Origin of the sequence: Ferdinandcohnia salidurans, from assembly GCF_042680725.1 — a bacterium.
Lineage (GTDB): Bacteria > Bacillota > Bacilli > Bacillales > Bacillaceae_L > Ferdinandcohnia > Ferdinandcohnia salidurans.
Window position 1 is genome coordinate 306,478 of the sequence record NZ_JBHUEK010000007.1, and the last position, 11,720, is coordinate 318,197.

Sequence of the window (11,720 nt, forward strand, 5' to 3'; positions counted from 1 at the left end):
GTAAAGGGGTGTTGATAAATGGATATGGATCAATATTTAGAGGTATTTATTGAAGAAAGTAAAGAGCATCTCCAGGCATGTAATGAAAACTTACTGAAATTAGAAAAAGAGCCTGAAAACATTGCAATTGTCAACGAAATTTTCCGTTCTGCCCATACATTAAAGGGGATGTCCGCTACGATGGGATATGAAGATCTAGCGAGTCTTACGCATCAGATGGAAAATGTTCTAGATGGCATTCGTAATACGAAAATAAAAGTAACCCCATCTCTTTTGGATGTTGTTTTTAAGTCAGTTGATTATTTAGAGGATATGATTTTTTCTATTGCTGATGGTGGTGATGGCAAAAAGGATGTTACAGATGTCGTTTTATTACTTAAAAAAGTAGAGAGCGGAGATATAACAACGGCAGAAGAAGCTACTGATTCAGTTGATCAAAATAATGTGGATGAGCCTACCATATCTATAACTAATTATGATGATTTTGAACTGACGGTTATCCAACAATCGAAAGAACAAGGTTTTAATTGTTATGAAATATCGATTCAACTTCGTGAAGATTGTTTATTAAAAGCTGCCCGAGTTTTTATGGTATTTGAGGTTCTTGAACAACTTGGTGAAATCATCAAGTCATTTCCATCAGTCAGCCAGCTGGAGGAAGAACAATTTGATAGTGAATTTCGTGTAACGGTCGTTTCAATGGAAACATCCGAAAATATTGAAAAACAAATTACCAAAGTATCTGAAATAAGCAAGGTAATTGTTAACGACTTTCAAATTAATTCAAATAAGACTCAAGTACATGAACAAATACAGGCACAGGCTGAAGTTGCTCCAACTCTTGCTCCCCAAGAGAAACAAATAACCGATAAAGAGGAGAATCTTTCTTCAAAATCGAACAGCAAGCATGTTGGAAATCAAAAAACAATCCGAGTAAATATTGAAAAACTTGACACTCTAATGAACCTATTTGAAGAGCTAGTCATTGATAGAGGTCGTTTAGAACAGATCTCTCATGATTTAAAACATTCAGAGTTAAATGAAACTGTTGAGAGGATGTCAAGGATATCTGGAGATTTACAAAATATTATCCTTACAATGAGAATGGTTCCGGTCGAGACTGTTTTTAACCGCTTTCCTCGTATGGTTCGTCAATTAGCGAAGGATTTACATAAGAAGATTAATCTTCAAATTATTGGCGCAGAAACTGAATTAGATCGTACTGTAATTGATGAAATTGGTGATCCACTTGTGCATCTATTACGAAATGCACTAGACCATGGCATTGAAACACCAGAAATTAGAATGCAAAATGGAAAACCAGAAGAAGGTACGGTCATTTTACGTGCTTACCATAGTGGAAATCATGTATTTATCGAAATAGAAGACGATGGTGCAGGAATTAGTAGGGAAAAAATTATCCAAAAGGCTGTTAACAAAGGACTGATTGAAGAAAAGACGGTAGAGTCTCTAACAGATAGTCAAGTATTTGATTTTATTTTTTCTTCTGGGTTTTCAACAGCTGAACAAATTTCAGACGTCTCAGGTCGCGGCGTAGGACTAGATGTTGTGAAAAATACGATTGAGTCATTAGGTGGGTCAATCACTATCCATTCTGAAATTGGTAAAGGTTCAACTTTTTCTATACAGTTACCACTCACTTTATCGATCATCGCTGTGATGCTCGTTACGATTCAGAATGAAAAGTACGCAATCCCACTTTCTTCTATTATTGAAACAGCCATCATTAAGAAAAGCGAGATTCTTTATGCTCACAATCAGATGGTAATTGATTATAGAGGTAGGGTCGTCCCATTGGTAAACTTGAAAGATATTTTTGAAGTTCCTACAATTACTGAAGATGATGAAGACTTTTCTATTCTAATTGTGAAAAAAGGCGATAAATCAGCTGGTCTCATCGTTGATTCCTTCGTCGGACAACAAGAGATTGTATTAAAATCACTAGGAAACTATTTAACAAATGTGTTTGCAATTTCAGGGGCAACAATACTAGGTGATGGGCAAGTTGCCCTCGTAATTGATTGTAATGCTTTAATCAAATAGAAAGTAGGATTATAGCAAGTTAAGGAGGATAAGTATGTCTGTACAAGCTGTTGTGTTAAAGGTCATTGTTTTTTCACTCGAGGATGAAGAATATGCAATCCCAGTTTCACAGGTACGTTCGATAGAAAAACTGCAACATATAACTCGGGTTCCTAGAACAGAGCCATTTGTAAAAGGTGTGATTAATTTAAGAGGGGTTGTTACTCCGATTATTGATTTAAGAACCCGTTTTGGTATGGATGAAACGGAGTATCTGGATAGCACAAGAATTATTATAGTTGCGACAGATGATGTTGAAGTAGGATTAATTGTGGATACGGCCAATGATGTAATGGATATCCCAGTTGATTCAATTGAACCACCTCCTGAGATTGTTGGAAGTGTAGAGGTCGAATACTTAGAAGGTGTAGCCAAGCTCGATAAAAGATTACTGATTCTATTAAATTTAGAAATGGTTCTTACCCCCGATATTCGTAAGGGAAAAGAGTAAGGAGCAATCGTATGTCATTTTTTCAATGTATTAATTCTACTCATTTAGATATTTTAAAAGAGATTGGAAATATCGGAGTGGGGCATTCTGCTACTGCTCTTTCAAAGCTTTTAAATCGAAAAATTGATATGCAGGTACCGAATGTAAAAATTGTTTCTTTTGATGAAATGATGGATTTTGCTGGTGGGGCTGAAAATGTTGTTGCGGGTATCTTTTTTCGAATTGAAGGGGATATAACGGGAAATATGTTTTTTATTTTACAGCTCCCACAAGCTACAAAACTAATCCAAGATCTCTTAGGCGACAAGGACTTTTCATTTGAAAGTAAACAAAGTGACATGGGGATATCTGCTTTACAAGAAGTCGGAAATATCTTGTTCGGCTCTTATCTTACATCGTTATCTGATTTTACCCAATTAAATTTATATCCTTCTGTTCCAGGTTTTTCGATCGATATGGTTGGTGCCATCATAGGATATGGTTTAATCGAACTTTCACAAGTAAGTGATTATGCAATCGTGATCGAAACGGCTATTAGTGAAACTGAAAAACAAGAACACAATAATATTAATGGGCATTTTCTATTGTTACCAGATCCCGATTCTTTTGGAAAAATATTTACTGCATTAGGAGTTCAAACACATGAATGAACTTAATCAGATTATAAAGGTTGGGATAGCAGATATGAATGTCATAACTGCACCAAACTTAATCCGAACATCTGGATTAGGTTCCTGTGTAGGTGTAGTCATTTATGATCAACCAAAAAAGGTTGCAGGACTTGCCCATATCATGCTGCCAAGTTCTGCTTCAACAAAAGCCGGGAACATGAATATTGCTAAATATGCCGATACTGCAATTGAGGAGCTTATAAAGAAAATCATCGAAATCGGCGGTAGAGACAAGAGTTTGAAAGCCAAAATCGCCGGTGGTGCTCAAATGTTCCAATTTCAATCTACTAGTGATATTATGCGGATTGGTCCTCGTAATGTTGAGGCGGTAAAAGCAGAGCTAAAACGCTTTAACATCACGATGATTGCATCAGATATTGGTGGGAATAATGGACGAACCATTGAATTTGACCCTGAAACTGCCATCCTCAAAATCCGGACTGTCAATCAAGGAATTAAGGAAATATAGAAAGTAAAAAATATAATACATTCACAATACAAAGAAAAGGAGGAGTAGAATGTCCAGATTATCATCTACAGATCATCAAGAATATTGGCAGAAATGGACCGACTCACGAGACACAGATGCAGGGGATGCCCTTGTCAGAAAATATATGCCGCTCGTTTCATATCATGTACAACGAATATCTGTTACACTTCCGAAGAGTGTAAATAAAGATGATTTAAAAAGTCTTGGGATGATTGGTTTATATGATGCACTGGAAAAATTCGATCCCTCTCGTGATTTGAAATTTGATACATATGCATCCTTTCGAATTAGAGGTGCAATACTTGACGGGCTTAGAAAGGAAGATTGGTTACCTAGGAGTTCAAGGGAAAAAACAAAGAAAGTTGAAACTGCCGTTGAAAAGCTAGAACAAAATTTAATGAGAAATGCCTCAATACCTGAAATAGCAGCAGAAGTCGGAATGAGCGAGGATGAAGTTTATCAAACGATTAATGAAGGCTTCTTTGCCAATGTTCTTTCTATGGACGATTACCAACATGATGACGAGGGCAGTGAAAAATCAGCATTCTCAATTAAGGATCATGCAACTTTAACGCCAGAAGAACATGTCGTAAAAAAAGAAGTAATCAATCAACTGATCAATGTTATCCAACAATTGAATGAAAAAGAGCAGCTAATTATTAGTTTATTTTATAAGGAAGAACTAACACTAACTGAAATTGGACAGGTAATGGGCTTATCGACATCTAGAATATCTCAAATTCATTCAAAAGCACTTTTTAAACTGAAGGATATATTACAAAAACACATCCATTAGAAACGTAATCAAAAGTGAAAGTACAACAAAAAGAAGATTTCAATCAATGCATTTCTTAAAAATAGGAAACGGAAGAAGTGAATCAATTGAGTCTAAAGTTAGTTGAATTACAAGTTGCAATCCCAAGGACACAAGATGCGGGAAAAATACATGAACAACTGATGATGCGTGGCCAGCACATGCAAAATCACATTTCTGCAGAAACCGAAAAAATAGAGAAAAGGAACCGTACCATTGTAAACGAGAACAATAAATCAGAAAATGCACAACTACATAAGGATTCATCATCAAATACATTTTCAAAGCAAACGCCACATATGACTCAAAACCCTGAACAAGAAGAAAAAGAACAACATCCATACAAGGGTAATTTTATTGATTTCGTTGGATAGAGGGAAATTTGAATGACAACCATTTTATTTATAATCTGCTTTGCATTACTTGCATTAGCCTTTTTTTTAATTATTCTTTTATATTTGAAAATGACACAACTAAAAGAAATTGAAATCAAACAAGAACGGTTACTCAAAGAATTTGAAAATGTAATCACTTCATATGTAATGGAAATCAAAGAGGACAATGAAGTGTTTTTAAATAGAATTCAACAAGTTCAACAAACTCGGAACAAGTCAGAAAATAACGGAAATATCGATATCTATGAACTAGAAGGAAAGAGTAAAGAATCGATACAAATAATAGAACCGGATTTAACAACTGAGGATATTCAAGATCTTCTACCTCCTTATGCAAATCAAAAAGAAACTGAACAAAATACTATATCAGAAATAGAATCTACACAAAAAAAAACAGAGGATACTGAAAGTAATGAAGATGTGCTTGTCAAAGACATTGATCATCTCATCAAATTAGGACTCACATATGAAAATATTGCAAAGAAATTAAATAAAGGTCAAACCGAAATTGAACTTTTACACAAATTTCGTCAAAACAACTAATTTTTCTTGATTGAAAGATTTTATTATGATATATTAATTTTTGGTGTTATCACACACGTTCGTAGATTTAAGCATTGGTGCTGTTCAAACAGTTTTGCTTAAAGATGATATGAACGGAGGACAAAAAACCATTAGGAGGATTTATTCATGTCAGTAATTTCTATGAAGCAATTGCTTGAAGCTGGTGTTCACTTCGGTCACCAAACTCGCCGTTGGAACCCAAAAATGAAGCGTTACATCTTTACAGAGCGTAACGGAATCTACATCATCGACCTTCAAAAAACAGTTAAGAAGGTAGAAGAAGCTTATAATTTCGTTAAGGAATTAGCTGGAAATGGTGGAACTATGCTTTTTGTTGGTACAAAAAAGCAAGCTCAAGATTCTGTAAAAGAAGAAGCTGAACGTTCTGGAATGTACTTTGTTAACCAACGTTGGTTAGGTGGTACATTAACAAACTTTGAAACAATTCAAAAGCGTATCAAGCGTCTTAAAGACATCGAAAGAATGCAAGAAGACGGTACTTTTGACGTTTTACCTAAGAAAGAAGTTGTAGGTCTTAAGAAAGAATTAGAACGTCTTGAGAAATTCTTAGGCGGAATTAAAGATATGAAGCAATTACCAGATGCTTTATTCATCATCGACCCTCGTAAAGAGCGTATTGCTGTTGCAGAAGCACATAAATTAAACATCCCAATCGTTGGTATCGTTGATACTAACTGTGATCCAGATGAAATTGATTATGTAATCCCTGCAAACGATGATGCAATTCGCGCAGTTAAGCTTTTAACAGGAAAAATGGCAGACGCTATCCTAGAAGCTAAACAAGGTGAAGAAACATCTGCTTAATGAGCGAAAGGTGATAAGAGGGTTATGCCTTTTATCACCTTTTTTAAGAATTATATATTTTTGCGAAATAAGTCATAATAGAAACAGATTGTCTACACGATATTAAATCGTAAAAATGAAATAGTACATAGTGTTAAATAAGGAGGAAAACATAATGGCAGTTACTGCACAAATGGTAAAAGAGCTCCGTGAAAAAACAGGAGCAGGAATGATGGACTGTAAGAAGGCTCTTACAGAAACTGATGGTGATATGGAAAAAGCAATTGATTACCTTCGTGAAAAGGGTATTGCGAAAGCTGCGAAAAAAGGCGATCGCATCGCTGCAGAAGGTTTAACTTCTATTGAAGTTCAAGGTAATGAAGCAGTTATCTTAGAAGTTAACGCTGAAACAGACTTCGTTGCAAAAAATGAAGGTTTCCAAACTTTAGTAAAAGAATTAGCTGCTCATCTATTAGCGAAAAAGCCAGCTAACGTTGAAGAAGCATTAGAACAACAGATGGACAATGGTACATCAGTTGCTGAGCATGTAAATGCTGCAATCGCAAAAATTGGTGAAAAGCTATCACTTCGTCGTTTTGAAGTAGTAACAAAAGAAGACGGTGATGCATTTGGTGCATACCTTCACATGGGTGGACGTATCGGTGTTCTAACTGTTCTTGGTGGTACTTCAGATAGCGATGTTGCAAAGGATGTTGCAATGCACATTGCTGCTGTAAATCCTAAATATGTAACACGTGATCAAGTTTCTGCTGAAGAAGTTGAGCGTGAGCGTGAAGTGTTAACACAACAAGCATTAAATGAAGGCAAGCCTGAAAATATCGTAGCTAAAATGGTAGAAGGACGTCTTGGTAAGTTTTTCGAAGACGTATGTCTTCTTGACCAAAGCTTTGTTAAAGACCCAGATCAAAAAGTTCGTAAATTTGTCGAGTCTAAAGGTGCTACAGTGAAGAGCTTTGTTCGTTACGAAGTTGGAGAAGGTATCGAGAAGCGCCAAGATAACTTCGCTGAAGAAGTAATGAGCCAAGTGAAGAAATAAAAAGATAACAGGGAACACATTATGTGTTCCCTCTTTTTGAAATGTCTAGTTTTAGCGCTAGCTTTTATTTAAGCGCTAGTACTTTTTCTTTAAAAGATGGAGGTTTTTTATTCGATGAGCGGTGCCAAATATAGACGTGTAGTGTTAAAATTAAGTGGGGAAGCATTAGCGGGTGAACAGGGATTTGGTATAAATCCATCTGTAATCCAGTCTGTTGCAAAACAAGTGAAAGAAATTGCTGAACTTGGAGTGGAAGTTGCTGTAGTTGTAGGTGGCGGAAACATCTGGAGAGGTAAAATTGGCAGTGAAATGGGAATGGACCGTGCAAATGCTGATTACATGGGAATGCTTGCTACAGTGATGAATTCCTTAGCGTTACAAGATAGCTTGGAGAATCAAGGAATCCAAACTCGTGTCCAAACATCTATTGAAATGCGACAAGTTGCAGAACCATACATAAGAAGAAAAGCGATTCGTCATCTTGAGAAGAAGCGAGTTGTCATTTTTGCGGCGGGTACAGGAAATCCTTATTTCTCAACTGATACAACTGCTGCTTTACGTGCTGCTGAAATTGAAGCAGAGGTTATCTTAATGGCTAAAAATAATGTTGATGGTGTGTATAGCGCTGATCCATCTATAGATAAAACAGCCGTGAAATATGAATCATTAACCTATCTTGATGTTATTAAAGAAGGATTAGCTGTGATGGATTCCACTGCCTCTTCACTTTGCATGGACAACGATATTCCGTTAATTGTCTTTTCAATTATGGAAGAAGGAAATATTAAACGTGCCGTACTAGGAGAAAATATCGGAACAATTGTAAGGGGGAAATAACTTTATGGCAAATAACACGTTAAATCAAGTGAAAGATAAAATGTCTAAAGCAGTCCAAGCATTGTCTCGTGAACTAGCAACTGTTAGAGCTGGTAGAGCGAATCCGGCAATACTTGATAAAGTTACGGTTGATTATTATGGGGCACCTACCCCTTTAAATCAGTTAGCTTCTATTAATGTTCCTGAAGCTAGAATGCTTGTTATTCAACCATATGACAAGTCTGCATTAGGAGATATGGAAAAAGCGATTCAAAAGGCTGATTTAGGCTTAAACCCAACAAATGATGGCACTATTATTCGTATTTCAATTCCGCCATTAACAGAAGAAAGACGTCGTGATTTGGTCAAGCTTGTTAAGAAGTATGCAGAAGAGTCAAAAGTTGCGGTTCGAAATGTTCGTCGTGATGGTAATGATGATTTGAAAAAGCTTGAGAAGAATGGTGAAATCACAGAGGATGAATTACGTAGCCTTACAGATGATATTCAAAAATTGACAGATGAATCTATTAATAAAATTGATTCAGTTGCAAAAGAAAAAGAAAAAGAAATCATGGAAGTCTAATCCATTTCAATGTACAATATATTGTAAAAAGACCCTCTTACGTTTACAGGGGGTTTTTTTGTTAATACTGTCTACTAATTAGTTACCTCGAACGAAACGAATGGTAAAATGAGTGAAACTCGATTGAGACGGGTGTTGGAGGACTTGTTCATGTTTGGAAAATTTAAAAAGACAAAAAAGGAGCCAGTTTCTATTTCTGAAGACGAAATAGTAAAAGGGCCAATACCTAACCATATAGCAATTATCATGGACGGAAATGGGAGATGGGCAAAAAAACGATCATTGCCACGAACCGCTGGTCACCATGAAGGAATGAAAGTAGTAAAGAGAGTAACAAAGCTTGCAAGTAGACTTGGAGTGAAGACTTTAACCGTCTACGCATTTTCAACAGAGAACTGGAAGCGTCCAGAGGATGAGGTTAATTATTTATTAAAACTTCCCCAAGAATTTATGGGCACATTTCTACCAGAGCTTATAGAAGAAAATGTACAGGTTCGAATCATGGGGAATAAAGATGCAATACCTGCACATACTCAAAAAGCGGTAGATAAAGCGGTAAACGATACAAAGAACAATACAGGCTTAGTATTGAATTTTGCACTTAACTACGGTGGCCGTGCAGATATCCTGGATGCGGTAAATCAGATTCTTTCAGACTATCGTGAGAAAAACCTCCACAATAAGATTGATGAAGATCTTTTTAATCAATATTTAATGAGTGCTGGTTTAGAAGATCCCGACTTATTAATTCGTACAAGCGGGGAAATTCGCTTAAGTAATTTTATGCTCTGGCAGCTTGCATACACTGAATTTTGGTTCACCGATGTATTATGGCCTGATTTTAAGGAACATCATTTATTAGAGGCCATTCATGCATTTCAAAAGAGAGGTAGACGATTTGGTGGTATATAACCATTACGACCAAATCGTATAAAAAAGGAATGATACAATGAAACAAAGAATTATTACGGCAATAATTGCAGCAGCAGTCTTCCTACCGATTGTTATTTTTGGTGGCGTCCCGTTTACTATTTTAGTCTATTTGATGGGAGCAATTGCGATCTTTGAGCTTTTACGGATGAAGCAAATTAATATTGCATCAATCCCTGGCGTAATCTCTATTATATTGTTATGGGTTATTTTAGTTCCCAGTCAATACAATAATTTCTTTGAGACCCTTCAAATTACGAAGATTGAAATAGTTCTTCTAATTGTTTTATTTATTTTAACGTATACTGTTATTTCAAAAAATAGCTTCAGCTTTGATGATGCTGGCCTTGTGATCCTGTCAGCTCTATACATAGGATTTGGTTTTTATTATATGATTGAAATAAGAGCGATGGGATTAGCATATATATTCTATGCATTCGTTGTTATTTGGACAACCGATTCAGGTGCCTATTTTGTAGGGAGAAAGCTTGGTAAAAATAAGTTATGGCCGGAAATTAGTCCTAATAAGACCATTGAGGGCTTTGTCGGCGGTATTGTGACTGCTATTGTATTTGCATTCATTTTTAACATGATTGCAGATTTATTTGATTCCTTCTTATCACTAATTATCGTGACATTGTTTGTGTCTGTTTTTGGACAAATTGGGGATCTAGTAGAATCTGCGCTTAAAAGGCATTATAATGTGAAAGATTCTGGAACATTACTACCTGGCCATGGCGGAATATTAGATCGATTTGACAGCATGATATTCATCCTGCCAATCCTTTATTTCTTAAGTGCAATTATTCAGTAGTGGTTGTTTATTAGGAGTGAGTTTGTGAAAAAAGTAAGTTTATTAGGAGCTACGGGATCGATTGGGCAACAAACGTTGGATGTAATTGAACAGCATCCTGAAAAACTTCAGCTTGTAGCCATGTCAATAGGGGAAAATGTTACCCTTGGTCGACAAATTATCCAAAAGTTTTCACCGAAGCTTGTATCTGTGAAGTCAAAAGAAACATGTGAAAAATTTAAAAGTGAGTTTTCAAGTAATATCCGATTTGTCTACGGGGATGAAGGATTAATTGAGGTGGCTACTTACGATGAAGCAACCATTGTCCTAAATTCAGTAGTAGGAAGTGTGGGGCTGTTGCCTACATTAAGAGCTATCGAAGCTAAGAAGACGATTGCCCTTGCTAATAAGGAAACGTTAGTTACTGCAGGACATCTAGTAATGGATGCAGCAAATCGGAATGGGGTTCCAATTTTACCAGTAGATAGTGAACATTCGGCTATTTTTCAGTGTCTTCAAGGAGAAAAAGAAAAAAATGTCGAGAAAATCATTCTTACCGCTTCAGGTGGAAGTTTCCGTGACCGAACACGTGAAGAACTTGAGAATGTTACAATTGAGGATGCTTTAAATCATCCGAATTGGTCAATGGGTGCTAAAATTACAATTGATTCTGCGACAATGATGAATAAAGGGTTAGAAGTAATTGAAGCTCATTGGTTATTCAATCTTCCATATGAACAAATTGAAGTACTTCTTCATAAAGAAAGCATTATTCATTCAATGGTCGAGTTCCATGATAGTAGTGTCATTGCACAACTAGGTACACCGGATATGAGAGTACCCATTCAATATGCCTTTTCATATCCAGACCGATTTCCAATGGCTGCATCAAAGGAGAGACTACGACTTTGGGAGATAGGTAAACTACATTTTTCAAAGCCCGATTTTGACAGATTTAGATGTCTTGGGTTTGCATTTCATGCCGGAAAAACAGGTGGAACCTTACCTACTGTATTAAATGCGGCAAATGAAGAGGCAGTTTCAGGGTTTCTAAATGGAAAAATCTCGTTTTTACAAATCGAAGAAATCATTGAGGGAACAATTGAGAAGCATGATACTGTACAACACCCAAGCTTAGATATCATCCAAGAGGTAGATCAACAAACACGGGTCTATGTTCGTGGATTAATAGAGAAAAAATAAAGATTTAGATACACTTTTTATAGTCAATCTAACAAAAGGTGGTTAA

The 11,720-nt window shown here is 36.1% G+C and carries 14 protein-coding genes; all 14 read left to right on the forward strand.

The features are described from left to right. Positions 1–18: 18 nt before the first annotated feature. Positions 19–2,064 (forward strand): chemotaxis protein CheA, encoded by a 2,046-nt coding sequence (locus tag ACFSFW_RS04475; RefSeq protein ID WP_388035530.1) that lies wholly within the window; start codon positions 19–21, stop codon positions 2,062–2,064. A gap of 34 nt (positions 2,065–2,098) precedes the next feature. Next, entirely contained in the window at positions 2,099–2,554 is a 456-nt protein-coding gene (locus ACFSFW_RS04480; protein ID WP_304215588.1) for a chemotaxis protein CheW, read from the forward strand. An 11-nt stretch (positions 2,555–2,565) separates the two neighbouring features. Continuing rightward, complete coding sequence (locus ACFSFW_RS04485; RefSeq protein ID WP_388035533.1) at positions 2,566–3,204, forward strand: chemotaxis protein CheC; 639 nt, start codon at positions 2,566–2,568, stop codon at positions 3,202–3,204. Next, positions 3,197–3,694, forward strand: a complete 498-nt coding sequence (locus ACFSFW_RS04490; RefSeq protein WP_099362995.1) for a chemotaxis protein CheD — start codon at positions 3,197–3,199, stop codon at positions 3,692–3,694. Before ACFSFW_RS04485 ends, ACFSFW_RS04490 begins: the two co-directional genes overlap by 8 nt. 49 nt (positions 3,695–3,743) lie before the next feature. After that, positions 3,744–4,511 (forward strand): FliA/WhiG family RNA polymerase sigma factor, encoded by a 768-nt coding sequence (locus ACFSFW_RS04495; RefSeq protein WP_388035535.1) that lies wholly within the window; start codon positions 3,744–3,746, stop codon positions 4,509–4,511. Between the two features lie 86 nt (positions 4,512–4,597). Continuing rightward, on the forward strand, positions 4,598–4,903 hold the full coding sequence (locus ACFSFW_RS04500; protein WP_388035537.1) for a hypothetical protein: 306 nt from the start codon (positions 4,598–4,600) through the stop codon (positions 4,901–4,903). A 12-nt stretch (positions 4,904–4,915) separates the two neighbouring features. After that, positions 4,916–5,467, forward strand: a complete 552-nt coding sequence (locus ACFSFW_RS04505; protein ID WP_388035540.1) for a hypothetical protein — start codon at positions 4,916–4,918, stop codon at positions 5,465–5,467. Positions 5,468–5,614: 147 nt separating this feature from the next. Next, the gene (gene rpsB, locus ACFSFW_RS04510; RefSeq protein ID WP_099352445.1) at positions 5,615–6,313 is read left to right on the forward strand and encodes a 30S ribosomal protein S2; all 699 of its coding nucleotides are present in this window, start codon (positions 5,615–5,617) and stop codon (positions 6,311–6,313) included. 154 nt (positions 6,314–6,467) lie between these two features. Then, positions 6,468–7,349 carry a translation elongation factor Ts gene (tsf, locus tag ACFSFW_RS04515; RefSeq protein WP_099362990.1) on the forward strand — a complete coding sequence of 294 codons (882 nt, stop codon included), beginning with the start codon at positions 6,468–6,470 and terminating at the stop codon, positions 7,347–7,349. Positions 7,350–7,463: 114 nt separating this feature from the next. Then, positions 7,464–8,186, forward strand: a complete 723-nt coding sequence (gene pyrH, locus ACFSFW_RS04520) for a UMP kinase (RefSeq protein WP_099352447.1) — start codon at positions 7,464–7,466, stop codon at positions 8,184–8,186. Positions 8,187–8,190: 4 nt separating this feature from the next. Beyond that, the gene (gene frr, locus ACFSFW_RS04525) at positions 8,191–8,748 is read left to right on the forward strand and encodes a ribosome recycling factor (protein ID WP_304215579.1); all 558 of its coding nucleotides are present in this window, start codon (positions 8,191–8,193) and stop codon (positions 8,746–8,748) included. Positions 8,749–8,898: 150 nt separating this feature from the next. Further along, positions 8,899–9,660: an undecaprenyl pyrophosphate synthase gene (gene uppS, locus ACFSFW_RS04530; RefSeq protein WP_304215577.1), complete on the forward strand. Its 762-nt coding sequence runs from the start codon at positions 8,899–8,901 to the stop codon at positions 9,658–9,660. Between the two features lie 37 nt (positions 9,661–9,697). Further along, a complete protein-coding gene (locus ACFSFW_RS04535; RefSeq protein WP_388035546.1) occupies positions 9,698–10,492 on the forward strand; it encodes a phosphatidate cytidylyltransferase in 795 nt (264 codons plus the stop codon). Positions 10,493–10,516: 24 nt separating this feature from the next. Next, the gene (locus ACFSFW_RS04540) at positions 10,517–11,674 is read left to right on the forward strand and encodes a 1-deoxy-D-xylulose-5-phosphate reductoisomerase (protein WP_304215572.1); all 1,158 of its coding nucleotides are present in this window, start codon (positions 10,517–10,519) and stop codon (positions 11,672–11,674) included. Positions 11,675–11,720: the final 46 nt, after the last annotated feature.

Coding starts and splice junctions, on each gene's coding strand:
- ACFSFW_RS04505 (WP_388035540.1), top strand. CDS start 4,916: ATGACAACCATTTTATTTATAATCTGCTTTGCATTACTTGCATTAGCC.
- uppS (WP_304215577.1), top strand. CDS start 8,899: ATGTTTGGAAAATTTAAAAAGACAAAAAAGGAGCCAGTTTCTATTTCT.
- ACFSFW_RS04485 (WP_388035533.1), top strand. CDS start 2,566: ATGTCATTTTTTCAATGTATTAATTCTACTCATTTAGATATTTTAAAA.
- ACFSFW_RS04535 (WP_388035546.1), top strand. CDS start 9,698: ATGAAACAAAGAATTATTACGGCAATAATTGCAGCAGCAGTCTTCCTA.
- ACFSFW_RS04495 (WP_388035535.1), top strand. CDS start 3,744: ATGTCCAGATTATCATCTACAGATCATCAAGAATATTGGCAGAAATGG.
- tsf (WP_099362990.1), top strand. CDS start 6,468: ATGGCAGTTACTGCACAAATGGTAAAAGAGCTCCGTGAAAAAACAGGA.
- ACFSFW_RS04490 (WP_099362995.1), top strand. CDS start 3,197: ATGAATGAACTTAATCAGATTATAAAGGTTGGGATAGCAGATATGAAT.
- ACFSFW_RS04480 (WP_304215588.1), top strand. CDS start 2,099: ATGTCTGTACAAGCTGTTGTGTTAAAGGTCATTGTTTTTTCACTCGAG.
- frr (WP_304215579.1), top strand. CDS start 8,191: ATGGCAAATAACACGTTAAATCAAGTGAAAGATAAAATGTCTAAAGCA.
- rpsB (WP_099352445.1), top strand. CDS start 5,615: ATGTCAGTAATTTCTATGAAGCAATTGCTTGAAGCTGGTGTTCACTTC.
- pyrH (WP_099352447.1), top strand. CDS start 7,464: ATGAGCGGTGCCAAATATAGACGTGTAGTGTTAAAATTAAGTGGGGAA.
- ACFSFW_RS04475 (WP_388035530.1), top strand. CDS start 19: ATGGATATGGATCAATATTTAGAGGTATTTATTGAAGAAAGTAAAGAG.